Genomic DNA, 25,108 nt, shown 5'->3' on the forward strand with positions numbered 1-25,108 from the left:
CGGATTGCGAAAAACGCCATGACCTTGCAGTACCCAACCATCGCCGATTGCGTCGGCAACACGCCGCTGGTGCGTTTGCAGCGCCTGCCCGGTGTCACCAGCAACACCCTATTGCTCAAGCTCGAAGGGAACAACCCTGCGGGTTCGGTCAAGGATCGTCCGGCGCTGTCGATGATCACCCGTGCCGAGTTGCGCGGGCAGATCCACGCCGGCGATACGCTGATCGAAGCGACTTCGGGCAACACCGGGATCGCGTTGGCGATGGCTGCCGCGATCAAGGGTTACAAAATGATCCTGATCATGCCGGACAACTCCAGTGCCGAGCGTAAGGCGGCGATGACCGCTTATGGCGCGGAGCTGATTCTGGTCAGCCAGGAAGAGGGCATGGAAGGCGCTCGCGATCTGGCCCAGCGGATGGAAGCCGAAGGCCGTGGCAAGGTGCTTGATCAGTTCGCCAACGGCGACAATCCCGAAGCACACTACACCACCACCGGCCCGGAAATCTGGCGTCAGACCCAGGGCACCATTACTCATTTCGTCAGCTCCATGGGGACCACCGGGACTATCATGGGCGTGTCGCGCTACCTGAAAGAGCAGAGCGACAACGTGCAGATCATCGGCCTGCAACCGATGGAAGGCTCGGCCATTCCCGGCATCCGCCGCTGGCCGCAGGAATACCTGCCGAAGATCTATCAGGCTGATCGTGTCGACCGCATCGTCGACATGGCGCAAAGCGAAGCCGAAGACGTCACCCGCCGTCTGGCCCGCGAAGAAGGCATCTTCTGCGGTGTGTCTTCGGGTGGTGCGGTGGCGGCGATGTTGCGCCTGTCCAAAGAAGTTGAAAACGCGGTGATCGTCGCGATCATCTGTGACCGTGGCGACCGATACCTGTCGACCGGCATTTTCGACGCGGCCAACTGATGGCCAAGCACGAGAGAGGCCTGCGCTTCCAGCCCACCGGCGGCAGCAAGGCCCCGCAAATCCCGACCGGCAAAAAGCAGCGCTTGAAGATCGAGCGCCTGGCCAATGACGGTCGCGGCATCGCGTTTTTTGAAGGCAAAACCTGGTTCGTCCTCGGCGCTTTGGCGGGTGAAGAAGTCGAGGCGCGGGTACTCGGCGCCCACGGCAAAGTGGTCGAGGCGCGCACCGAGCGTGTGTTCACCGCCAGCGAATTGCGTCGTCCGGCCGCTTGTCAGCACGCCGGTCGTTGTGGCGGTTGCAGCGTTCAGCATTTGCCCCACGGCGAACAGCTTGCCCTGAAACAGCGCATGCTCGCCGAGCAATTGTCGCGAGTCGCTGGTGTCGAGCCTGAAGAATGGGCTGCACCATTGACCGGTCCGGAATTCGGTTACCGTCGCCGCGCCCGGATCGCGGTGCGCTGGGACAGCAAGGCTAAAACACTCGAAGTCGGTTTCCGCGCCGCTGGCAGCCAGGACATTGTGGCGATCAGCGAATGCCCGGTGCTGGTACAGCCCTTGCAGCCGATCATGACCCGATTGCCGGAGATGCTCCGTCGCCTGAGCAAACCTCAGGCGCTGGGTCATGTCGAATTGTTCAGTGGCTCGTCCCTGGCCGTCCTGCTGCGTCACATGGCGCCGCTGTCCGAGGCCGACCTGACGATCCTCAAGGACTTCTGCGCATTCCATCAGGCGCAGTTGTGGTTGCACGGCGAAGACGGGCCGCAACCGGTCGATGTCACGCAATCGCTGGGCTATCGCCTGGAGCCGTGGGATCTGGAACTGGCCTGGCGGCCGGGGGATTTCATCCAGGTCAACGCCGGGGTCAACGAAACCATGGTTGCCCAGGCGCTGGAGTGGTTGAAACCGACCGCCGATGAGCGCGTGCTCGACCTGTTCTGCGGCCTCGGCAATTTTGCCTTGCCGCTGGCCAAGGCCGTGCGCGAAGTAGTAGCGGTCGAAGGCGTGCAGACCATGGTTGATCGCGCCGCAGCCAATGCCGCTAGTAACAATTTGCATAACACAAAGTTTTTTCAGGCCGATTTATCCCAGCCTTTGACCGATGCCGAGTGGATCGGAAACGGCTTTTCTGCGGTACTCTTGGACCCACCGCGTGATGGTGCTTTCGAGGTGGTGCGCAAGCTCGCGACCCTGGGCGCCGAGCGGTTGGTTTATGTGTCGTGCAACCCTGCAACTCTGGCGCGCGATACGGTCGAATTGATCAAGCAGGGCTACCGGTTAAAACGTGCCGGGATTCTCGATATGTTTCCTCAGACGGCACATGTCGAGGCCATGGCGTTATTTGAAGCGAGCTAGGATGGCTCGTCTGATCCGACTGGTCCGCCCGTGCAGCGCTCGTCTTAGCCCCGCGAGTGCGAACGGGCAATACAGGTCAGTGATTTGACGCATTGAATCTGCGTCGTAGGGAAGGTAAAGCAAGATGGTACAGGTGAGAGCACACCAGCCGATCAACACCGACGGCAGTATCAATCTCGAGGCTTGGCTCGATCATGCGGTCAGTGTCGATCTGGCACTGGATCGCGAAGCCTTGAAAGAGGCCTGTGAGTTCGCTCGACAGGCCGAGCAACAGTCCAATGCAGCGAAGAATCTGTGGACCGAGGGCAGCGGCAGTTTCAGCACCGGCCTCGAAATCGCCGAGATTCTCGCCGACCTCAAGCTGGATCAGGATTCGCTGGTCGCGGCGGTGCTTTACCGTGGCGTGCGCGAAGGCCAGATCGAGCTGGCAGCGGTCAGCCAGCGCTTCGGCCCGGTGGTCGCCAAACTGATTGACGGCGTGCAGCGCATGGCCGCGATCAGCGCCAGCCTCAGTCCTCGTCAATCGATGGTGATGGGCACTCAGGGCCAGGTGGAAAACCTGCGCAAGATGCTGGTGGCGATGGTCGACGACGTACGCGTCGCACTGATCAAACTCGCCGAACGCACCTGTGCGATCCGCGCAGTGAAAACCGCCGACGACGAGAAGCGCAACCGGGTCGCCCGGGAGGTCTTCGACATCTATGCGCCGCTCGCCCACCGACTCGGCATCGGTCATATCAAATGGGAACTGGAGGACTTGTCCTTCCGTTACCTGGAACCCGACCAATACAAACAGATTGCCAAGCTGCTCCACGAGAGGCGGCTCGACCGCGAGCGTTTCATCGCCGACGTGATGACCCAGCTCAAGGACGAATTGCAGGCCACCGGCGTCGACGCCGACATCAGTGGCCGGGCCAAACACATCTATTCGATCTGGCGCAAAATGCAGCGCAAGGGTCTGGAATTCAGCCAGATCTACGACGTGCGTGCTGTGCGCGTGCTGGTGCCGGAAATGCGCGACTGCTACACCGCGCTCGGCATCGTCCACACCCTGTGGCGGCACATTCCGAAAGAGTTCGACGACTACATCGCCAACCCGAAAGAGAACGGCTACCGCTCGCTGCACACCGCGGTGATCGGCCCGGAAGGCAAGGTGCTGGAAGTCCAGATTCGTACGCATTCGATGCACGAAGAGGCCGAGCTCGGCGTCTGCGCGCACTGGCGCTACAAGGGCACCGACGTCAAATCCGGCTCGAATCACTACGAAGAGAAAATCTCCTGGCTGCGTCAGGTACTCGAGTGGCATGAAGAGCTGGGCGACATCGGTGGTCTGGCCGAACAGCTGCGGGTCGATATTGAACCTGACCGGGTCTACATCTTTACCCCTGACGGCCATGCCATCGACTTGCCGAAGGGCGCGACCCCGCTGGACTTCGCCTACCGCGTGCACACCGAAATCGGTCACAACTGCCGTGGCGCCAAGATCAACGGGCGGATCGTGCCGCTCAACTACAGCCTGCAGACCGGTGAACAGGTCGAGATCATTACCAGCAAGCACGGCACGCCGAGCCGCGACTGGCTGAACTCGAACCTCGGTTACGTCACCACGTCGCGGGCGCGGGCGAAGATCGTTCACTGGTTCAAGTTGCAGGCTCGCGACCAGAACGTTGCGGCCGGCAAGACCCTGATCGAGCGCGAACTCAATCGCCTCGGTCTGCCGGCGGTGGATTTCGACAAGCTGGCCGACAAGGCCAACATGAAAACCGCCGAAGACATGTTCGCCGCCCTCGGTGCCGGCGACCTGCGTCTGGCGCAACTGGTCAACCTGGCGCAACAACTGGTCGAGCCGGAACGCGGCAACGAACAGCTGGAACTGATTCCACGCAAGGCCACCGGCTACAAGCCGGGCAAGCGCGGCGACATTCAGATCCAGGGCGTCGGCAACCTGATGACTCAGATGGCCGGCTGCTGCCAGCCGTTGCCGGGCGATGCGATCGTCGGTTACATCACCCAGGGTCGCGGCGTGAGCATTCACCGTCAGGACTGTGCCTCGGTGCTGCAACTGTCCGGGCGCGAGCCTGAGCGGATCATCCAGGTCAGCTGGGGCCCGGTGCCGGTGCTCACCTATCCGGTGGACATCGTCATCCGCGCCTACGACCGTTCCGGTCTGCTGCGTGACGTCTCGCAGGTGCTGCTCAACGAGCGGATCAACGTGCTGGCGGTCAACACCCGCTCGAACAAGGAGGACAACACCGCGTTGATGTCCCTGACCATCGAGATTCCGGGGCTGGACGCATTGGGGCGGTTGCTGGGGCGGATTTCCCAGTTGCCGAACATCATCGAGACGCGGCGTAACCGGACTCCATGAAATCGATCTACAGCCTTGAAGACCTGTTGCACCTGATGAACCGACTGCGTGACCCGCAGTTCGGTTGCCCGTGGGACATCAAGCAGACTTACGCGACCATCGTCCCGCACACCCTCGAGGAAGCCTACGAAGTCGCCGATGCCATCGAGCGCGGCGACTTCGATCACTTGCAGGGCGAGTTGGGCGATCTGCTGTTTCAGGTGGTGTATTACAGCCAGTTGGCGCGTGAAGAAGGGCGGTTCGAATTTGCCGGGGTGGTCGACAGCATCACCCGCAAACTGATCCGTCGTCATCCGCACGTGTTCCCGACCGGCGATCTGTACGCACCACTAGACGTGCCGCGTCTGAGCGAAGAGCAGGTCAAGCAGCGCTGGGAGGAGATCAAGGCCGAAGAACGCGCCGAGAAATCCGCCGAGCCGCAGCAACTGTCATTGCTCGACGATGTGCCGGCCGCACTGCCGGCACTGTCCCGCTCGGCCAAGTTGCAGAAGCGCGCCGGGCAGGTCGGTTTCGACTGGCCGGATGCGTTGCCGGTGCTGGACAAGGTGCGTGAAGAGCTCGATGAAGTGCTCGAAGCCATGTCCGAAAATGACCCGCAAGCGGTGGCGGACGAGATCGGCGACCTGCTGTTTTCCGTGGTCAATCTGGCCCGGCATCTGAAGGTCGATCCGGAAACCGCGCTGCGTGGCGCCAATGGCAAGTTCGAAAGACGTTTCCGATTTATCGAACAGGCATTGCGCGACACCCACCGACCCATAGAAGATTGCACCCTCGAAGAGTTGGACGCCCTGTGGGGTGAAGCCAAACGTCAGGAAAAGAATTTGCCCAGCTGCGGCTGAGCCGTTGCCCAAGTGAGTAAGCATCAATGAGCCTTTCCCTTCGCGACCAGTTGCTCAAGGCAGGACTGGTCAACCAAAAGCAGGCCAAACAGGTCAGCAAAGACAAGCAGAAACAACAGCGTCTGGCTCACAAAGGCCAGATCGAACTGGACGACTCCCAGCAGCGCGCTGCCCAGGAAGCTCAGGCCGAGAAGGTCAAGCGCGACCAGGAGCTGAACCGTCAGCAGCAGGAGAAGGCCGAGGCCAAGGCTCGCGCCGCACAGGTCAAGCAGTTGATCGAAGTCTCGCGTCTGCCGAAGCTGACCACCGAGGACTACTACAACTTCGTTGACGACAAGAAGGTCAAGCGCATTTCCGTCAACACGCTGATGCGCAACAAGCTCAGCAGCGGCTCGCTGGCGATCGTGCACCACGCCGGCGGCTATGAAGTGATTCCTCGTGAGGCGGCCCTGAAGATTCAGGAGCGCGATCCACAGCGCATCGTGCAGTTGAACGAGAAGGTCGAAGAGGTCAATGCCGAGGACGATCCGTACGCGGCCTATGTGATCCCTGATGATCTGATGTGGTAATCGGATCTCGCCAGGCTGCAAAGCAACCCTGAAGCACCCAATAACGACAAACCCCGCTCATGGCGGGGTTTGTCGTTTTCAATGCTGTGATTTGTTTCAGGCAGAGCGTTGGTCACGTTGCCGTTCGAGCAGTTCCAGTTCGGCCTTGTAGTTGTGGGCGTCGATCTCGTTGTGGAACATGCCGACCAGCAAGTCTTGTTGATGCACATCCCAGATCCGTACACCGGCGGCTACGCCTTCATGGGACATGTGTGAATCGTCGCGTTCAGTTACTTTTACAGTCATCTGCTAGCTCCAATCTCTGTTATCTGCAGCAAGGCGTGTGCAGGGCTCTGTTATAGAATTTGTTAGCCTGCTAAGTAAACGCTCGATTCGTGCAATGTATCCTTGCGAAATCTGCAACAGTCCTGGAGCCCGCCAAATACGCGACATTCGGTCGCAGGGCGGTAAGTTGCATGACAAACGTTTCATCTTCAGACGCTCCAAAGAACCCTGTGGGAACTGGCTTGCCAGCGATTGCGGAGTGTCAGTCGGCAGGGATGTTTGCAATGCGGACGTCATCGCTGGCAAGCCAGCTCCCACAGGGATAAGCGCTTTTCTCCAGGCGAAAAAAAACGCCCCGAACCAGTCGGGGCGTTTTCATGTGCGGCTCAGCAGAAGGGAATTACTTGCCTTCCCAGCGCTTCAGCACGAGGGTGGCGTTGGTGCCACCGAAACCGAAGCTGTTGCTCATCACGGTGTTGATGGTGGCGTTTTCGCGGGTCTTGGTCAGCACCGGCAGATCGGCCACTTCAGGGTCCAGCTCGTCGATGTTGGCGGAGCCGGCGATGAAGTTGCCTTCCATCATCAGCATGCAGTAGATCGCTTCGTGAACGCCGGCGGCGCCCAGGGAGTGACCCGACAGGCTCTTGGTGGAGCTGATGGCCGGTGCCTTGTCGCCGAACACTTCACGCACACCTTTCATTTCCGCGACGTCGCCGACCGGAGTCGAGGTGCCGTGGGTGTTCAGGTAGTCGATCGGGGTGTCGACGGTGGACATTGCCATCTGCATGCAGCGGATAGCGCCTTCGCCGCTTGGAGCCACCATGTCGTAGCCGTCGGACGTCGCGCCGTAGCCAACGATTTCCGCGTAGATTTTCGCGCCACGGGCCAGAGCGTGCTCCAGCTCCTCGACCACGACCATGCCACCACCACCGGCGATGACGAAACCGTCACGGTCGGCGTCGTAGGCGCGGGAGGCTTTTTCCGGGGTGTCGTTGCGCTTGCTGGACAGGGCGCCCATTGCGTCGAACAGGAACGACTGGCTCCAGTGCTCCTCTTCGCCGCCACCGGCGAACACGATGTCCTGCTTGCCCATCTGGATCTGTTCCATGGCGGTACCGATGCAGTGAGCACTGGTGGCGCAGGCAGAAGCGATGGAGTAGTTCAGGCCCTTGATCTTGAACGGAGTGGCCAGGCACGCCGAAACGGTGCTGCTCATGGTCCGCGTTACGCGGTATGGGCCGACGCGCTTGACGCCTTTCTCGCGCAGGATGTCCAGCGCTTCCATCTGGTTCAAGGTCGACGCACCGCCGGAACCGGCGATCAGGCCGGTACGCGGGTTGGACACCTGCTCTTCGGTCAGACCGGAATCGGTGATGGCGTCTTTCATGGCCAGGTAGGCGTAAGCCGCAGCGTGGCCGACGAAGCGATAGATCTTGCGATCGATCAGTTCTTCAAGGTTGAGGTCGATGGAGCCGGAAACCTGGCTACGCAGACCCATTTCGGCATATTCCGGGTTGAACCGGATGCCAGGGCGGCTTGCACGCAGGTTAGCGGAGACGGTCTCTTTGTCATTGCCCAGGCACGAAACAATGCCCAGACCAGTGATAACGACGCGGCGCATGCGAATAACCCTTAGAAGTTGTCAGTGGAGGTGAACACGCCGACGCGAAGGCCTTCGGCGGTGTAGATTTCGCGACCGTCGACAGTTACCGAACCATCGGCGATGGCCAGGTTCAGCTTGCCCTTCAGGACGCGTTTGATATGAATGTTGTAGGTGACTTTCTTGGCGGTCGGCAGAACCTGGCCGAAGAACTTCACTTCGCCCGAACCCAGCGCACGGCCGCGGCCCGGCAGGCCTTGCCAGCCCAGGAAGAAGCCGACCAGTTGCCACATGGCGTCCAGACCCAGGCAGCCCGGCATCACCGGATCACCCTCGAAGTGGCAAGCGAAGAACCACAGGTCAGGGTTGATATCCAGCTCGGCGACCAATTCACCTTTGCCGTACTTGCCGCCTTCTTCGCTGATCAGGGTGATGCGATCCACCATCAGCATGTTCGGGGCGGGCAGTTGCGCGTTACCTGGGCCGAACAGCTCACCGCGACTGCAGCGCAGCAGGTCTTCCCGAGTAAAGGCGTTTTGTTTGGTCATGCGAGCTCCTCAATAATCCCATGCGGCAGGTGGGGCAAATCTTCCCGACCGATCGACGCGTTCATGCCTCGAACCGGCAGCCTACTCATAGACTATTGCGTTGTGGTGAAAGTCACAGCACCAAGGACATGAATGTACACTTGTGCACTGAAATTTTTATTCAAGCCCCTTTTGAGGCTCGTTCGGGTGCCTAAGACTGCCGCACTTTCGCTTTTCACGCCAGTCGCAGATGCTCGAAAGGGCCTCCCTACTGCACCCAGCGCTGCAGAATCTGCTGCAGGTCATTCCGTTTGAACGGCTTGGCCAGGTAATCATTCATCCCCGCCGACAGGCAATTTTCGCGGTCGCCCTGCAACGCGTTGGCGGTCAGGGCGATGATCGGTACATGATCGCAGCCGGGCAGGCGGCGGATCTGTCGGGTCGCTTCGTAACCATCGATGATCGGCAAGCGGCAATCCATCAGGATAGCTTCGAAACGATTGCCCCCGGCGCTGCGCACGGCCTGCATACCGTCGGTGGCGACGCTCACAGTGAAGCCCAGACTGCGCAACATTGCCTCGATCACGGTCTGGTTGACCGGATTGTCCTCCACCAGCAAGACATTGCGACCTTCGCCGTGCGCATTGCCATCGACTGCACGCGGCGCCGCCAGTGCAGGCAGTGCCTGCTTATATAGAGCCAGTGGAATTTCCAGGGTAAACACCGAGCCGCGACCTTCTTCGCTTTGCGCGCGCAAGGTGCCGCCCATCCGTTCCGCCAGGGTGCGGGCGATCGGCAGACCCAGACCGGTTCCGCCGTACCGACGCGAAATCGAGCTGTCGGCCTGCTGAAACGCGTTGAACATCAATTCCAGGCTTTCCGAAGAAATCCCGATGCCGCTGTCGCGCACCGAGCAGGTGAACCAAAGCAGTTCGTGATCCAGCGACTGCCACTGTGCCTCGATGCTGACGCGACCCTGTTCGGTGAACTTCAGCGCATTGCCCACCAGATTGACCAGAATCTGGCGGATCCGCGTCGGGTCGCCCTGCACCTGCAAACCGCGCAGATCTTCGGGAACCCGCAGTTGCAGGGCCAGGCCACGTTGCGCCGCACTGTGCTGGAACGACTGCGCGCACGCGCCGATCAGGTCGGCGAGGTTGAATGGAATGTGCTCCAGCTCCAGTTCCGAACGCTCGATGCGCGAGAAATCCAGAATGTCGTTGATCACCTTGAGCAAATGCTCGGTGGACTCGGAGGCCAGCGCCGCGTATTCGATCTGCTCCTCGGTCATCTCGGTGGTTTCCAGCAATTGCAGCATGCCCAGTACGCCGTTCATCGGGGTGCGCAATTCATGGCTCATCATTGCCAGGAAATCCGACTTGGCGTTGTTGGCCTTTTCCGCCTCTTCGCGGGTCTGGATCAGTTGCGCCATGGCCTGATGCTGTTCGCGGCTGGCCTGTTCCAGCGCCTGGGCCAGATTGTTGATGTGCTGCGACAGGGCGCCCAACTCGGTGTCATCGACAATCGGCAGCGGGGTCTTGTAGTCACCGTCCTGAATCGCCTTGACCGCATCGCCGATATCGCGGATCGGCTGCGACAGGCTGCCGGCCAGTCGCCGCGCCAGGACAAACGTGAAGAGCAGGGCGAACAGCGCCAGAATCCCGGCCTTGAGCAGGATTTCCTGTTGGCGCTGGCTGAAGGCATCGTTGGACAGGCCGACGATCACCCGCCCCAAATAGTCCTCGCTGGCGCCGCCGTTGCTGCTTTTGCCGTCCTGAAAGAAATCATTGTGCAGGGCAATCCGTTGCAGTCGCACCGGCGACTGAAACACTTCGACCTGATGCGGGCGTTTGTGCGTATCCGACGGTTGTTCGACATAGGCCAGAATGCGATTGGCGCTGTCCTGCACTTCAAGAAAGCGCACGTTCGGCGTCGCGAGCGTGGCTTTGAGCAGGCTTTCCAGCACCTCGTTGTTACCGGAAATTACCCCGTACTCGGTGGCCGGTGCGAGCTGGTTGGCGATCAGTTGGCCGGTGTGGTTCAGCTCCTGACGCAAATCCTGGATGCGCACGAAGGTGAAAAAGCTGATCAGCAGCAAGGTCAGCAACAGCGCAGGGCCCAGGCTGATCAACTGGGTGCGGGTATTGATGTCCCAACGGCGGAAAATCATGGGCGGCGCTCTCCTTGGGCCAGCTCTTCGGCGACAGACGCTTCATTCATCGGTTCTATCCCTAATGAACGAGCCACCTGCGCATTGCTTGATACTTTAAAACGCTCGGGATAGAGCGCTCTGGGCCAGGTGGCCGGTGGGCGGTCGAGCAATTCGTCGAGCACCGCCAGCCAATCGCTCTGGTCGCTGTAAGTGCTGGCAAGGCTGCCGGCGCGCACAAACGAGACGTTCGGGCCGATCAGCGCCAGTTGCCGCGAATAACTGCTGAGCAGCAGGTTTTTCGCGGTTTTCGGGTTGTACAGGTCGGGATCGTCAAGGCCCAGCAGCACATCGCTGTTTTTCAGCACGGTCTGCAAGGGGCGGCTGTCATGGGTGTTGTCCCAGCGCTGCGGGACGATTTGCAGATTCAGTGGCTGGGCGGCCGATTGCAGCTCCTTGAGCAGGAACTCGCTGTGCTGATCGAACAGCACGCCGACTCTCTGAGCCTGAGGCAGGATCCGCCGGATCAGCTGCAACTGGCGACTCAGCGGAGGATCGCTCCACAGCAGACTCAAGTGGGGCGGTTGGGTGGTGCCGAAGCGCTGTCGGGCCTGCAAGCGGCTGATGCGCAGGACCAACGTCGCCGGCCCCTGGGATTCCTGCATGCGCCAGTCGAGGCTCGGCAGGTCGAGCAGGATCAGGCGCAAGCTCGACGGCAGCTTGCCCGGCGCCGGCAGGCTCGCCAGTGGCTGGAAATGCACGCGGTCGGTGGGGCGCAGCTCGCTCAGGGCCTGGACGAACGATTGCACGCCGGGGCTTTCCTCGGCGCCGGTCAGTAGAATGTCGGCCGCCTGCACCGCCACGCCGTGCAGCCAGGCTGTCAGGAACAGGCACAGCCCGGCCAGCCATTGGGCGGCCGTTGGCATCTTCCGTGACATGGCGTAACGCATCTAGAACTCCAGCTCGGCGCTGAAGTACATCACCCGGCGTTCGTCGTAATTGTTGTCGACGAAAGTGGTCGGCTCATTGTCCAGACGCTGTTGCAGCACCCCGGCCAGTTGCAGTTGAGCCTTGCCCAGCGGGATGCGTTTGGCGATGCGCGTGTCGACGCGCTCGAAGCGATAGCCGTTGAGTGCGTTGTCACCGTAATAGAAGAGGGCGCTGTTCCAGCCCTGACCCCAGTCGCGCAGCCAACCGGCCGAGCCGCTGTTGCGCGCGGTGAACTGCTGGTCCAGCGGGTTGCTCGCCTCGGCGTCGACGTAGGCGTAAGTCAGGCGCAGCCGATCGGCCGCACTCAGGCGCCAATCCACCTGGGTTTCGGTGCCGCGAAAGCGCGAGTCGTTGGCGTTGCTGGCGATGTACTGATTATTGCGCAGCGGCTCGCTGATCATCCCGGTGATTTCGTCGTAGAACAGCTTCACGTCCAGCGCCAGGCCCCATTCAGGGAAAAAGCCGTTGTAGCCCAGTTCCCGCGAGCGCATGTGCTCCTGATCCAGATCGCCGGGGCCCCGGGTCTTGACGAAGTAGCGGGCCGATGTCTGGCCGTAGGCGGTCGGTCGCAGGTTGGTCACCTGATAACTCCAGTTGACGTTGTTCTCGAACATGTCCGGCGAGCGGATCGCTTCCGAGTACACCGCACGCAGGCTGTGGCGCGGGTTGATCAGGTAATTGACGGCAAACCTGGGCGTCAGCGAACTGCCAATCAACTGGGTATTTTCAAACATGGCGCCGCCCTGCAACAGCCAGTGTTCGCTGGCGCGCCATTCCAGTTGGCCGAACGCGCGCCACGTGGTGTCGTCCAGCGTTCCGTTGAAATAGGTTTCGGAATCGGCCCGGTCGTAACGATAGTTCAGGCCGCTGACCAAACGCAGACTGTCGGACAGGCTGAGGGTGTCCTGCAATTCCAGGTCATAGCGCGATTCCCGGGCGCTCTGGTCGATGTCGCCGCACAGGGTCTGGCGGGCACCATTACGCCACTGGTCCAGCACCTGATTGGCCAATGCCATTTGTTGCGGCGTTCCGGGCGGTGCGCCGGGGCCCGTGAACATTGTCATGTTGCGCGCCAGGCGCTCGGTGTAATTCGGGTTGAGTTGCCACAGTTCTGTGAGCTGCGGGCTGAACGACACCTCGGCATCGCAGGCGCGCCAGGTCTGCTGGCGATCCCAGTGTTGCGCCGAGCCTTGTACATAAAGGCTGTGATCGGGATTGATGTCCAGGTTCCAGCGCACCGAACCGGCGTAATCCTTGGCGATCACGTCGGAATTGTTCCCGGCGGCGGTAATCCCCGAGAACACAGGGCGATAGGTGTAAGGCCGCTGGTTGGTTCCGTCCTTGGCGTTGAGTTGCCAGTCCACGCTCTGGTTGTCACTGAGGGTCTGGCTGACCGCAAGGCTGAAACGGTTCAAGCGGCGACTGTCGCGATAATCGGCGCCGGTGCGGTCGCTGTCGAAGCCGTCATCTTCCTGGCCGGACAGCGACAGGCGCAAGTCGCCGCCATTCCAGCCTGTTCCCTGACTGGCATAGAAATCATTGATGCCCCGTTGGCCACGAGTGATTTTCAACCGTGTGCCGTGGCTGTCGGCCGGGTTGCGGGTGATGATGTTGACCACCGCCATCAGCGCGTTGGCGCCATAGCTGACGGTGTTCGGGCCGCGAAAGACTTCGATGCGCTCGATATCTTCCATGGCTACCGGAATGTCGCTCCAGTCCACCGTGGCCAGGCCGGCGCGGTACACCGAGCGGCCGTCGATCAGCACTTGCATGCGCCGTGCTTCGCTGGCGTTGGTCCCGTGATAATTCACCGCCGCCTGATTGCCGCTGATGTTGCCGACCATCATTCCCGGCACCAGGCGCAGCAGTTCGCTGATGTCCCGGGCGCCGCTGGCGTTGATCAGTTCGTTGTCGAGCACGGTCATGCTGCCGGGGACTTCCGCCGGCGACTGTTTCAGGCGCGTGGCCGTGAGGATCTGGGGCAACGCCTCGCTGTCGAGAAACAGGTCGTCCGCCAGCAACATCGGGCTGAACAGCAGCGCCAATAGCAGGGACGAACGCGGGGAGGGAGTGCCAGAAAACACGACGCAGCCTTGATAGCAAAGAATTGGCGCGCATGTTAACCGAGGACAATGAGTTTTCCAGTCACGTTGCGGGCATTTTCCTCGGTTTTATTGGTCTTCTTCCTACAAGTGCCGGTAATTGACGCCGGGGCTGTCCGAGAAGGGGCCGCTCCGTATAATGCCCGCATCGCCACTGGTATGGATTAACGGATTACATATGACTGAACAGCGCCCGATTGCGGTCCTGGGAGGCGGAAGTTTCGGTACCGCCGTGGCCAATCTGTTGGCCGAGAACGGCCATCAAGTCCGGCAGTGGATGCGTGACCCCGAACAGGCCGAGGCCATCCGGGTCAATCGCGAGAACCCGCGTTATCTCAAAGGCATCAAGATTCTGCCCGGCGTGACGGCAGTCACCGACCTGCAGGAAACCCTAGATGCCTGCGAATTGTGTTTCGTGGCATTACCGTCCAGCGCACTGCGTACGGTATTGGCGGCTCATGCCGAGCGCCTGAGCGGCAAGATGCTGGTCAGCCTGACCAAAGGCATCGAAGCTCACACCTTCAAACTGATGAGCCAGATTCTCGAAGAAATTGCCCCGCAAGCGCGTATCGGCGTGCTGTCCGGGCCGAACCTGGCCCGTGAAATCGCCGAACACGCGCTGACCGCTACCGTGGTCGCCAGCGAAGACGAAGAACTCTGCAAAGCCGTGCAGGCCTCGCTGCATGGCCGCACTTTCCGTGTTTACGCCAGTGCCGACCGCTTCGGGGTGGAGCTGGGCGGCGCACTGAAAAACGTCTACGCGATCATTGCTGGCATGGCGGTGGCACTGGAGATGGGCGAGAACACCAAGAGCATGCTGATCACCCGCGCACTGGCCGAGATGACCCGGTTTGCGGTGAATCAAGGGGCGAACCCGATGACCTTCCTCGGTCTGGCCGGGGTCGGCGACTTGATCGTCACGTGCTCGTCGCCGAAAAGCCGCAACTATCAGGTCGGTTTCGCCCTCGGTCAGGGGTTGAGTCTGGACGAAGCGGTGTCGCGTCTCGGTGAAGTCGCTGAAGGGGTCAACACCCTGAAAGTGCTCAAGGCCAAGGCCCAGGAGGTCGGGGTGTACATGCCGCTGGTCGCCGGGCTCCACGCGATCCTGTTCGAAGGTCGCACGCTGGAACAGGTGATCGGCCTGTTGATGCGCGCCGAACCGAAGACTGACGTCGATTTCATTTCCACCAGTGGTTTCAACTGATTGCCTTTTATTTCAGGGCAGGGGAGTTAGACATGAACGATCCGAAAACCGAAGCCAAGTACGAATCCATCCTGTTGCGGGTGTTGTGGATGATCGTCTACATCGTCGTCTGGCAAGTGGCGCAGTTCATCCTCGGCGCGGTGGTGCTGGTGCAGTTGATCTATCGTTTGATCTACGGCGCCCCGAGCGCCAGCCTGATGAATTTCGGCGACAGTCTGAGCCAGTTTCTGGCGCAGATCGGCCGGTTCGGCAGTTTCCACAGCGACCAGAAGCCTTGGCCGTTCGCCGACTGGCCGGCGCCGCGTACCCCGGAAGTTGAAGCGCCACACGTTGTCGCGCCGGCACCGCATCCGGCCCGGGATGAGGAACCCAAGCTATGAAACTCTGGGTATTGCGTCACGGCGAGGCCGAGCCCTATGGCTCGCGCCCCGACTCGGAGCGGGAACTGACCGCTCAAGGCCGCAAGGAAGTGCTCAGCAGCGCCGCTCGATTGATGGGCCAGCCACTGACGGCCATCTACGCCAGCCCGTACTTGCGGGCGCAGCAGACCGCGCAACTGGTGCGCGAGGCACTGGGTTTCGAGCCGGAGATCCGCACGGTCGAGTGGCTGACGCCGGAAGTCGATCCGGACCGCGTCGCCGAGCAACTGGTGTCGGTGAGCAATGTGCTGCTGGTCAGCCACAATCCGCTGGTCGGGCATCTGCTCAGTTATCTGCAACACGGCGCCGGTTATCCGCCGGAAAAAGTCAGCACCGCCGGGCTGGCCGAGCTTGAGCACGGCGAGTTGCTGATCGGCTCGATGACGCTGAACAGTCTCAAACATCCGTGAATTTTTTTGTATGAAATAGTCAACCAAGCACTTGCTTGGTTGGCTACGCTTGCTCCATCCCAAAAAGAAAGGAGCGAGTCGCATGTCTGCTGCTTTTCGATTGCCGCTGGACGTGTTCTACGAACGCGAGGCCCGGCACCCGCGCCAACGCTTCCTGGTGCAGCCCATTGGCGGCGGGCAGGTCGAAACGCTGACCTGGGCCGACGTCGGCCATCAGGCCCGTTGCGCTGCGCACTGGCTGCGTTCAAGGGAGTTGCCCCAAGGCAGCCACATCGCGCTGATCTCGAAAAACTGCGCCCACTGGATCATCGCCGACCTGGCGATCTGGATGGCCGGACACGTTTCGGTGCCGCTCTATCCGAACCTTACTGCCGACTCGGTCAATCAGGTTCTCACCCACTCGGAAAGTGTACTGGCGTTCATCGGCAAACTGGATGACTGGCCGGGGATGTCGACCGGTGTGCCGGCGGGTCTGCCGACCATCAGCCTGCCGCTGCACCCGCCGGGCACGTTCGATTTCAGCTGGGACGACCTGCAACGCAGCTCACCGATCCAGGACGACCCGCGACCTGCTGCCGATCAACTGGCGACCATCATCTACACCTCCGGCACCACCGGCCTGCCCAAAGGCGTGATGCACAGCTTCGCCAATCTCGGTTTCGCCACCACCCGTGGCACGCAGTTGTTCGGCCTCAATGAAAACGATCGGCTGTTGTCGTATTTGCCGTTGTGTCATGTGGCCGAACGGATGTTCGTCGAACTGGCGTCGATCTATACCGGGCAGACGGTGTTTTTTGCCGAGAGCCTCGATACCTTTCTCACGGATCTGAAGCGGGCGCGGCCCACGGCGATGTTTGGCGTGCCGCGGATCTGGACCAAATTCCAGATGGGGGTGTACGCGAAGATCCCCGCCAAACGCCTGGATTTCCTGCTCGGTTTACCCTTCATCGGCAAGCGCGTCGGGCACAAAGTCCTGGCCGGCCTGGGGCTGGATGCCTTGCGTGTGGCCCTGTCCGGTGCCGCGCCAGTGCCGCAGGCCTTGCTCGACTGGTATCAGAAGCTTGGACTGGATGTACTGGAGGTCTACGGCATGACCGAAAGCTGCGGCTATTCGCACATTTGTCTGCCAGGCCAGTACAAACAAGGCTGGATCGGCAAACCATGCCCGGACGTCGAGGTGCGGATCGACGAATCCGGGGAAGTGCAGGTGCGCAGCCAGGCCAACATGCTCGGCTATTTCAAGGAGCCGCAGAAAACCGCCGAGACCCTGACCGCCGACGGCTTCCTGCGCACCGGTGACAAGGGCGAGCAGGACGCCGAAGGCCGTTTGCGCCCGACCGGGCGTCTCAAGGAAATCTTCAAGACCAGCAAAGGCAAGTACGTCGCCCCGGCACCGATTGAAAACCGCCTCGCGGTGCATACAAGGATCGAGCAGGTCTGCGTGGTCGGCGATGGCTTGAGTGCGCCGCTGGGGCTGTGTGTGCTTTCGGCGGCTGGCCACGAGGAAGCGCGACTGCAAATGCATTCGAGCCTGGAAAAGTTGCTGGAGGAGGTCAACGGTGCCCTCGACAAGCACGAACGGCTGCGCCGTCTGGTGGTGGTCAAGGACAGCTGGGCGGTGGAGAACGGTTTCCTTACGCCGACCCTGAAGATCAAGCGCAACGTTATCGAAGACACCTATGGCGCGCGCTTCGAAGAATGGAGCGAGCGCAGCGAGGCGGTGCTGTGGCAGGATTGAGCGACGATCAAAACAACAAAGGAAGCCTGCGATGACCTTGTGGCGCACCACTCCCAACATCGAACAGTTGAACGCCATCCAGAAAAACACCATCGGCGAAGTGCTGGATATCCGCTTCGAGTCCTTCGACGAAGATTCCCTGACCGCCAGCATGGTGATCGACCATCGAACCCATCAGCCTTACGGCCTGTTGCACGGCGGTGCGTCGGTGGTGCTGGCCGAGACGGTTGGCTCCATGGCCAGTTATCTGTGTATCGATGCCAGCAAGTTCTATTGCGTGGGTCTGGAGATCAACGCCAACCATCTGCGTGGATTGCGCAGCGGCCGGGTGACGGCGGTGGCCAAGCCGATCCACATCGGCCGCACGACCCACGTCTGGGACATTCGCCTGACCAGCGATGAAGGCAAGGCCAGTTGCGTGTCGCGGCTGACCATGGCGGTTGTTCCGCTGGGAGAACAGCCGCCGGCTCGGTGAGGAGGGAGCAGCCTCACTGGTGTGTCGTCTAATAGTGCAGCTGTGACCGGGAATATTTACGTTGCCCCCGCGTCGTTTCGCTGGCGATGTAGAAAATCTCGGTGGCTGCGGGGTCATAGGCCGCGCTGCTTGAGGTCGGCACGTTTTCCTGGGTGATACCGACATCAGCCTTGGCTTTTTCCACATCGTAATTGTTTTGTCCCAGCACACCACTCAATCCGGGAGTCGCGGTGGTCACGAACGTCGAGCGCAAGTCGCCGATGGCGCTACTGATCGCCCGACTCACGGCGGCCTTGGTATTTGCATCCAGCGTGCTGTACCCCGGAATTTGCGTGGCAGTAAAGTTGGCGATTTGCCCCAGCGATGAGAAGAAATGCCGGCTGCTGTAGCCGACAACGGCTTTCTTGGGATCGAAAGTGGCCGGGGTGCCTTTGGAGGGTTTTGTCGGTGTGCCTGACAGTCCCCTTACGGCAGACGCACCACCTGCACCGAGCCCGGTCGACGTCGAGGCGCCAATAATCGATTGCAAGGCTTTGCCCACCGGCTGTGCGCCGAACAACGCCGAGCTACCGTAACCGACCGCACCTCCAATGGCCCCCACCACTCCCATGCTGGCAGCGCCAGTGACGAAATCGGCACGGCCCACGGACGGATTACTCGGTCCGGCATTGGCGAAATGCTGGGCGGTCAATTCGCGAAAGACTGTGCCGAACGCGCTGCCGATCTGTGCGACGGCTGCGGTGTTGCCTTTGGGGTCGAGCATTCCGAGCAAGGATGGTGCCGCACCCAGCGCCGCTCCCATTGCGGCGCCGCTGACTTGCGCCAACAGTGGGCCCCAACTGTCGGGATCATCCATGTGCAGAGCGGATCTGGCCCAGTTGGCACTCGCATATCCACTGATGCCACCGGTAATTGCGCCCGCTGTGGCGCCGACCGCCGTGACGGCCACGCTCATGGGTGACAAGAACCCCGCGACGGCATATTGCACGGCAGCGGCAATCAAGGCACTGGGAAGGTCCCGGGCCGCCGTTGCACCCACTGCCGCGACAGTGTCCAGACCTGCCAGTCCCTGAAGGTCGACGAACCGGACCGGATTGCCGCGCACCATCGCATACAGGTTCAAACCATCGACAACCCCTGCCGGGTCGGCGCTTATCCAGCACATCCACCAAGGTGCGTAATACCGTTGTCCGTAGCAATACAGACCGGTTGCATCTCGCTCTTGGCCAGCATAGCGCCGAGTCTTGTAGCTGGCCTGCACCTTGTCCGGACCGGCCCACCAGCAGGTGCCGCCATGGGGGTAATAATGTTCTTGGCTGATGATGTTGGCGTGCTGGTCGAGCATCAGCAGGCTTGAGCCCAGATGGTTGCTCAGACTGTATTGAAACAGATCGGCACCGGGGCCGCCGCGAGTCCAGTGCAACACTTCGACTGCACAGCGTCCGGCCTGCACAAGTTTGACGGACATGGATTCACCCGGTGTTTCGCGTCTGGTCAGATCCGGCAGATAACGCGTTTCGTGTGTGTGTATCGAGGCGCCACTGTGTACCAGGCGAAGCTTGCGTTTACGCTGACCGCCAACGTCGTAGATGTAGCGTTCACTGTCATTCGGGCCATCCTCGCGCACTACTTGATCGACCTGGCGCAGGCGATTGCTTGGGGTCCAGCTCAGATCCTGACCAGGCTGCAGCAGGCGTTTATTGCCATTGGGATCAAACCCGGCAACGATTTCAGCCTCGCTCGGCAAGCTGCCGTCGGGGTTTTGTGTCAGCCCTCGATTGCTGTAGCGGGAAATCGCCATGCGTTGCGTCCAGCTATGGCTTGCAGCCACATGCACCACCGTCGTGAGATTGCCACCCGGATCGTAGCTGTAGCTTTGGCGGTAGTTTTCCAGTTGTCCGGGATCCGCTGGCGATCCGAAGGCGGGCTCCTGCGGCCCGTTCTGGGTGTTGATCCGCTGCCAGCCAGTGGCTGCAATCAATTGATACAGGCTGTTGTAGGTATAAGTGCTGGTCGGTTCGACTTTCTGATTTCGAAAAAAGCGCGTGGGCTGTGCCAGATCATTGATGTCGAGAATATTGCCCATGCGATCGTAGCTGTACGTCAGATGTTGGAGCGGCGGCTGGCCGGCAACCCCGGCCTTGATTTCCATCAGATGGCCGCTTTGCGGGTTATACCGGCTTTCGCTGATCACGCCATTGCCAGCAACTTGCCGATGAATCTGGCCGCCAGCGCTGTATTCGATATCCCGCAGCAGTACGCTTTCGTCCATCTGCCCGGCGAGTTTCAAGCGGACCCGGTTGAGCTGGCCAGCGACATCCATATCGGAAAACTGCACATTGCCTGATGCGTCTTCCAGACTGATTCTTTCTCCCAGCGCGTTGTAGCGGGTGCGTGTGGTGGCACCACTGCCGGTTTCATGCAGCAGGTCCCGGTTTGCCTCGGCGATGGGCCAGTCCGGCTCGTCGAGCTTCTCGAGAAAATGGCGGGTTTGGGTGGTGTCTCCGCCCGTGAGCGCGAAAGCCGGGAAATGCAGTGTGCCGGCATCGTCGTCCAGGCGGATCAACTGGCCGCACTGATTGTGTAAAGCCAATGTCGGGGTGTTATCGCCGTAGGTGTAAAACGCTCGGTTGCGCGCAGGCATCCCATCAGCGAGTTCGATGATTCTGGTCGGGCGCATCAACAGGTCGTGTACGGTTTGAATCTGCGTCTGTTGGCCGTCCCAGTTGGACAGGCTTTGACCGGCCACGCCGGGGAGCGTCCAGCGGCGGCCGGAATCGACGCTGTCGCTGTGAAGAGTTACGCCTGTCAGGCTGTGCACCGTCGTCAGATTGGGTCGGGCATCCGGATCGGTTCCGATATGGGCGTACAGGCGCGGATCACAGCTGACGGTCGCCTGTCCGGCAGCGTTGTAGGCTTGTCGATGAGTACGCGACACCGCTGCCGCACCGGGCGTCTCACGGCAGTAGGACACAGAAGCAATGTCCAGTCCTCGCGGATCCAGTACCGAGACAGTTGGCGTGTTCTTATGCATGTGAACAGCTTCCCTGAAGCGTTTCGTATCGCAGCAGTTAGTGCCGAGTCGAACATTTGCGTCAACTGTCAGAACTTACAGGTTCAGTCTGTTTTCCGACGGGCTGCAGGATATCGATGAAACAACGTTGTCATCATTCCTGGCAGTAACGGTCATTGCTGTCGGGCGCCGTCTTACGGACAATCAACGCCTGTTTACCGCTCATGGATCTACCGGTATGTCGCAACCGATCTTTTTCGCCCACGCCAACGGGTTCCCGTCGGGCACCTACGGCAAGCTGTTCTCGGCGCTGGCGCCGGAGTTCCGGGTGACGCATCTGGAGCAGCATGCCCACGATCCGCGTTTTCCGGCGGGTGACAACTGGTACCACCTGGTCGACGAGCTGATCCATCACCTGCAACAACAGGACGAACCGGTGTGGGGCGTTGGCCATTCCTTCGGCGGAATGCTGCATCTGCACGCCGCGCTGCGTTGCCCGGAGCTGTATCGCGGGGTGGTGATGCTCGATTCGCCAGTGCTGACCCGTACTGATCAATGGGTGATACGAGCTGCCAAGCGCTTTGGCTTCATCGATAAACTGACCCCGGCCGGTCGCACATTGGGGCGGCGCGAAGAGTTTGCTGACCTCGACAGCGCTCGCAGTTACTTTGCCGGCAAGACCCTGTTCCGCGCATTCGATCCCGAGTGCTTCGACGCCTACCTGCAACATGGCTTGCACAAGGTCGGCGACAAGTTGCGCCTTCGCTTCGATCCCGCCACCGAAATCAGCATCTATCGCGGCGTGCCACACACCAGTCCCGGGCGCACCCGGCAGCTTCAGGTGCCGCTGGCGGTGGTGCGCGGGCACAAGAGTCGCGTGGTGATGAACCATCACACTCGCTTCGTCGGTCGTCTGCCTCAGGGCGAGTCGCTGACAGTGCCTGGCGGTCACATGTTTCCGCTCGAACGCCCGCAGGACACCGCGCAGTTGCTGAAAAAACTGTTCACTCGCTGGGAAAACCGCCAGCACAAGGATTGCGCATGAGCCCGGCGGTCGAAGAGGTGCGCCTGAGCCTGCCGCATATCGAACTGGCGGCGCATCTTTTCGGCCCTGAAGACGGGTTGCCGGTGATTGCCCTGCACGGCTGGCTGGACAACGCCAACAGCTTCGCCCGTCTGGCCCCTCAACTGAAAGGCTTGCGCATTGTTGCGCTGGACATGGCCGGTCACGGTCACTCGGGACATCGTCCGGTCGGCGCGGGTTACGCGTTGTGGGATTACGCCCATGATGTGCTGCAAGTAGCGGAACAGCTAGGCTGGAAGCGCTTCGGCCTGCTCGGGCATTCGCTGGGGGCGATAGTTTCGCTGGTGCTGGCAGGGTCGATGCCGGAGCGCATTACCCATCTGGCGTTGATCGACGGAGTGATCCCGCCGACGGATAAAGGCGAAAACGCCGCCGAGCGCCTGGGCATGGCCCTGCAGGCGCAGCTTGATCTTCGGGAAAAACGCAAACCGGTCTACAACACCCTCGACCGGGCCATCGAAGCGCGCATGAAAGGCCTGGTGGCGGTTAGCCGTGAAGCCGCCGAACTGCTGGCGCAACGTGGCCTGATGCCAGTGCCCGGCGGTTACACCTGGCGCACCGACAACCGTCTGACCCTGCCATCGCCATTGCGTCTGACTCAGGAGCAGGCGATGGCCTTCATCCAGCGCATTGCCTGTCCGACGCAATTGGTGGTGGCGGCCGACGGTATGCTGGCCAAACATCCCGAGTTGCTGGAGCGTCTACCCTTTAACCGGGAACAGCTGCCGGGCGGGCACCATCTGCACCTGAATGACGAGTCGGGTGCAGTCCTTGTCGCAGACTGTTTCAATCGGTTCTTCGCCATTCCTTGACTTGCTCCGGGCAACTGTCGAGGCTGGGCGGGTTGAAATGGGAGACAACTACAATGGATTTCTACACCGCTGCGAACCCGAATAGCCAGAAAGGCGCCCCGGCCATGCCGATCCGATGAGCCTGTCCATGCGATCTTTCAGTCTGCTGGCGCTGTGCTGTTTCAGTCCCGTGTTGCTCGCTGCCGACCTGCCGGGCAGCCAGGATCTGCCGATCGTGCCGCGTCTGGCCGACGCGCAGATCGTCGACTATCGCCCTCCCGTGGAACTGGAGCGGATTTACCCGATGGGCTCGATCCGCAAGATCAGCGGCCAGTTGCGTTTCGACGGCCAGGTCGGCGCCCGTGGGCAAACCACCTCGGTCACTTACGAGTTACCGCCTGAACATTCCGCCAATGAAGCTTTCACCGTCGCTCGCGAGGCCCTGCAAAAACAGGACGCCGAGCTGTTGTTCTGGTGTCAGGCCAGGGATTGCGGCGAAAGCAGCCTGTGGGCCAACGAAGTGTTCGGCAATGCCAAGCTGTACGGTGCCGACGAGCAGCAGGCCTATCTATTGCTGAGGCTGGCGGCGCCTCGCGACAACACGCTGGTGGCGCTTTACAGCATCACTCGCGGCAATCGCAAAGCCTATCTGCATGTCGAGCAATTCGAGGCCGCCACGCCTCTGGGTGATTTGCTGCCGACTTCTGCGACTCTGTTGCGACAGTTGAAAGACACCGGTGAGCTGAAGTTGCCGAAACTGGCCGGCGATCCCGATGAGACCTGGCTGCGTCTGCTGTCCCGTGGCCTGAATCTCGACACCACGTTGCGGGTCACGGTCTCCGGGCCCAAGGCCGAGGCCTGGCGTCAGGCACTGATCACGCAAGGTGTGCGCGCGGCACGGATGGAAACCGGCAATGTCGAAGGCGCCGGCCTGCGCATCGATCTGTTGCGATAAGGTGTCTCTGGCGGACACGCCCGGCGTGTTCGCCTACTCTTTGCCTGACTGACTTTTTCGAGATTTCACATGCCCAATAATGATCGTCTGCTGGTGCAGATCCTGTTGCTGGTGCTGTTCGGTGCCAGTTTCTGGGTGATGGCGCCGTTCTGGTCGGCGCTGTTCTGGGGAGCGGTGCTGGCGTTCGCCAGTTGGCCGTTGATGCGCCTGCTGACCCGTTGGCTCGGCGGCCGCGAATCTCTGGCGGCAGGTATCCTGACCCTGGGCTGGATGCTGCTGGTGGCGGCACCGCTGGTATGGCTGGGGTTCAACCTGGCCGATCACGTGCGCGATGCCACGGTGTTCATCAAGGATGTGCAGGTCGACGGTCTGCCGGAAGCGCCGGCCTGGCTCGGCACGATTCCGCTGGTGGGGGAGCGGCTGGTCGGGTTCTGGAACAGTGTCGATCAGCAGGGCGCAGCGCTGATGGTGTCGATCAAGCCCTATCTGGGACAGGTCGGTAACTGGCTGCTGGCGCGCAGCGCGCAGATCGGCGGCGGGATTCTCGAGCTGACCCTGAGCATTGTCTTCGTGTTCTTTTTCTACCGTGACGGGCCGCGGCTGGCGGCGTTCGTGCACAGCCTGCTGGAGCGCTTGATCGGTGATCGCGCCGGGTATTACATCGAGCTGGTGGCCGGCACCGTGCAGCGGGTGGTGAACGGGGTGATCGGTACGGCGGCGGCGCAGGCGATTCTGGCGCTGATCGGGTTCCTGATTGCCGGGGTGCCGGGGGCTTTGGTGCTGGGGATCGTGACGTTCCTGCTCAGCCTGATTCCGATGGGGCCGCCGCTGGTGTGGATTCCGGCCACGGCGTGGCTGGCCTGGAAGGGCGAGTACGGGATGGCGGTGTTTCTCGGGATCTGGGGGACGTTTGTCATCAGTGGGGTGGATAACGTGCTCAAGCCGTATCTGATCAGCCGTGGCGGGAATCTGCCTTTGGTGATTGTGTTGCTCGGGGTGTTTGGCGGGTTGATTGCGTTTGGGTTTATCGGGTTGTTTATCGGGCCTACGCTTTTGGCTGTTGCTTATAGTTTGTTGACGGATTGGAGCAAAAGTCAGGGGCGGGTTGAGGATCGGCGTTGACGGTGGGCCTTGGCGGCCTTTGGGCCGGCCAGGCTCTGGGTTGTTTTGGGTGAATATCCGTTTCTTCGGTAACGGCGGCTTATGGTTTCGCCCTTACGGCGACTCACTTTTTTACAAGCGCCTAAAAAAGTAAGCAAAAAACGCTCGCCCCGGCGTTCGGCCCTCGCAGGCTCGGGTTCCTTCGCTCCGGAGTCCCTCCGGGGGCATCGACTTCGT

At 61.0% G+C, this 25,108-nt stretch carries 21 protein-coding genes; 14 read left to right on the top strand and 7 right to left on the bottom strand.

All coding sequences use genetic code 11. The features are described 5' to 3' along the window. The first annotated feature begins 18 nt into the window (after nt 1-18). The 5 genes from cysM (at nt 19) to JJN09_RS16865 (ending at nt 6,049) form a co-directional block, all read left to right on the top strand. Nucleotides 19-921, top strand: a complete 903-nt coding sequence (gene cysM / locus JJN09_RS16845) for a cysteine synthase CysM (protein ID WP_249482724.1) — start codon at nt 19-21, stop codon at nt 919-921. Further along, nucleotides 921-2,273 carry a 23S rRNA (uracil(1939)-C(5))-methyltransferase RlmD gene (gene rlmD / locus JJN09_RS16850; protein ID WP_249482725.1) on the top strand — a complete coding sequence of 451 codons (1,353 nt, stop codon included), beginning with the start codon at nt 921-923 and terminating at the stop codon, nt 2,271-2,273. Before cysM ends, rlmD begins: the two co-directional genes overlap by 1 nt. A 124-nt stretch (nt 2,274-2,397) precedes the next feature. Then, nucleotides 2,398-4,641 (top strand): GTP diphosphokinase, encoded by a 2,244-nt coding sequence (gene relA / locus JJN09_RS16855; RefSeq protein WP_096818008.1) that lies wholly within the window; start codon nt 2,398-2,400, stop codon nt 4,639-4,641. Nucleotides 4,642-4,646: 5 nt separating this feature from the next. Further along, nucleotides 4,647-5,480 carry a nucleoside triphosphate pyrophosphohydrolase gene (gene mazG / locus JJN09_RS16860; protein ID WP_249490819.1) on the top strand — a complete coding sequence of 278 codons (834 nt, stop codon included), beginning with the start codon at nt 4,647-4,649 and terminating at the stop codon, nt 5,478-5,480. A gap of 26 nt (nt 5,481-5,506) precedes the next feature. Further along, nucleotides 5,507-6,049, top strand: coding sequence for a DUF2058 domain-containing protein (locus JJN09_RS16865; protein WP_007957793.1), 543 nt, complete (start codon nt 5,507-5,509; stop codon nt 6,047-6,049). A 96-nt stretch (nt 6,050-6,145) separates the two neighbouring features. On the opposite strand, the gene JJN09_RS16870 is transcribed toward JJN09_RS16865, so the two are convergent. From JJN09_RS16870 to JJN09_RS16895, 6 genes are all read right to left on the bottom strand, one after another. After that, nucleotides 6,146-6,334: a hypothetical protein gene (locus JJN09_RS16870; RefSeq protein WP_096818006.1), complete on the bottom strand. Its 189-nt coding sequence runs from the start codon at nt 6,332-6,334 to the stop codon at nt 6,146-6,148. A 379-nt stretch (nt 6,335-6,713) separates the two neighbouring features. Continuing rightward, the gene (gene fabB / locus JJN09_RS16875) at nt 6,714-7,934 is read right to left on the bottom strand and encodes a beta-ketoacyl-ACP synthase I (RefSeq protein ID WP_096818004.1); all 1,221 of its coding nucleotides are present in this window, start codon (nt 7,932-7,934) and stop codon (nt 6,714-6,716) included. Between the two features lie 11 nt (nt 7,935-7,945). Continuing rightward, nucleotides 7,946-8,461 (bottom strand): 3-hydroxyacyl-[acyl-carrier-protein] dehydratase FabA, encoded by a 516-nt coding sequence (gene fabA / locus JJN09_RS16880; protein ID WP_003227150.1) that lies wholly within the window; start codon nt 8,459-8,461, stop codon nt 7,946-7,948. Nucleotides 8,462-8,708: 247 nt separating this feature from the next. Beyond that, a complete protein-coding gene (locus JJN09_RS16885) occupies nt 8,709-10,610 on the bottom strand; it encodes an ATP-binding protein (RefSeq protein WP_249482726.1) in 1,902 nt (633 codons plus the stop codon). Continuing rightward, nucleotides 10,607-11,539, bottom strand: coding sequence for an ABC transporter substrate-binding protein (locus JJN09_RS16890; RefSeq protein ID WP_249482727.1), 933 nt, complete (start codon nt 11,537-11,539; stop codon nt 10,607-10,609). The genes JJN09_RS16885 and JJN09_RS16890 overlap by 4 nt, the downstream gene beginning before the upstream one ends. Next, nucleotides 11,540-13,663: a TonB-dependent siderophore receptor gene (locus JJN09_RS16895; protein ID WP_249482728.1), complete on the bottom strand. Its 2,124-nt coding sequence runs from the start codon at nt 13,661-13,663 to the stop codon at nt 11,540-11,542. A 196-nt stretch (nt 13,664-13,859) separates the two neighbouring features. On the opposite strand from JJN09_RS16895, the gene JJN09_RS16900 reads away from it, so the two are divergent. The 5 genes from JJN09_RS16900 (at nt 13,860) to JJN09_RS16920 (ending at nt 17,927) form a co-directional block, all read left to right on the top strand. Beyond that, nucleotides 13,860-14,885 (top strand): NAD(P)H-dependent glycerol-3-phosphate dehydrogenase, encoded by a 1,026-nt coding sequence (locus tag JJN09_RS16900; RefSeq protein WP_249482729.1) that lies wholly within the window; start codon nt 13,860-13,862, stop codon nt 14,883-14,885. Nucleotides 14,886-14,917: 32 nt separating this feature from the next. Continuing rightward, the gene (locus JJN09_RS16905) at nt 14,918-15,265 is read left to right on the top strand and encodes a DUF4389 domain-containing protein (RefSeq protein ID WP_249482730.1); all 348 of its coding nucleotides are present in this window, start codon (nt 14,918-14,920) and stop codon (nt 15,263-15,265) included. After that, entirely contained in the window at nt 15,262-15,714 is a 453-nt protein-coding gene (gene sixA, locus JJN09_RS16910; RefSeq protein ID WP_249482731.1) for a phosphohistidine phosphatase SixA, read from the top strand. Before JJN09_RS16905 ends, sixA begins: the two co-directional genes overlap by 4 nt. Before the next feature lie 82 nt (nt 15,715-15,796). Continuing rightward, on the top strand, nt 15,797-17,452 hold the full coding sequence (locus JJN09_RS16915) for an AMP-binding protein (RefSeq protein ID WP_249482732.1): 1,656 nt from the start codon (nt 15,797-15,799) through the stop codon (nt 17,450-17,452). Between the two features lie 31 nt (nt 17,453-17,483). Next, nucleotides 17,484-17,927 (top strand): hotdog fold thioesterase, encoded by a 444-nt coding sequence (locus JJN09_RS16920; RefSeq protein WP_249482734.1) that lies wholly within the window; start codon nt 17,484-17,486, stop codon nt 17,925-17,927. Between the two features lie 28 nt (nt 17,928-17,955). On the opposite strand, the gene JJN09_RS16925 is transcribed toward JJN09_RS16920, so the two are convergent. Then, entirely contained in the window at nt 17,956-20,961 is a 3,006-nt protein-coding gene (locus JJN09_RS16925) for an RHS repeat-associated core domain-containing protein (RefSeq protein ID WP_249482735.1), read from the bottom strand. A 217-nt stretch (nt 20,962-21,178) separates the two neighbouring features. On the opposite strand from JJN09_RS16925, the gene JJN09_RS16930 reads away from it, so the two are divergent. From JJN09_RS16930 to JJN09_RS16945, 4 genes are all read left to right on the top strand, one after another. Continuing rightward, a complete protein-coding gene (locus JJN09_RS16930; RefSeq protein WP_249482736.1) occupies nt 21,179-21,985 on the top strand; it encodes an alpha/beta fold hydrolase in 807 nt (268 codons plus the stop codon). Continuing rightward, nucleotides 21,982-22,836 (top strand): alpha/beta hydrolase, encoded by an 855-nt coding sequence (locus JJN09_RS16935; RefSeq protein WP_249482738.1) that lies wholly within the window; start codon nt 21,982-21,984, stop codon nt 22,834-22,836. Before JJN09_RS16930 ends, JJN09_RS16935 begins: the two co-directional genes overlap by 4 nt. A gap of 127 nt (nt 22,837-22,963) precedes the next feature. Continuing rightward, nucleotides 22,964-23,770 (top strand): DUF4892 domain-containing protein, encoded by an 807-nt coding sequence (locus tag JJN09_RS16940; RefSeq protein WP_249482740.1) that lies wholly within the window; start codon nt 22,964-22,966, stop codon nt 23,768-23,770. Between the two features lie 69 nt (nt 23,771-23,839). Beyond that, entirely contained in the window at nt 23,840-24,892 is a 1,053-nt protein-coding gene (locus tag JJN09_RS16945) for an AI-2E family transporter (protein ID WP_249482742.1), read from the top strand. The last annotated feature ends 216 nt before the right edge of the window (nt 24,893-25,108 follow it).

Origin of the sequence: Pseudomonas sp. HS6, from assembly GCF_023375815.1 — a bacterium.
Taxonomy (GTDB): Bacteria; Pseudomonadota; Gammaproteobacteria; order Pseudomonadales; family Pseudomonadaceae; genus Aquipseudomonas.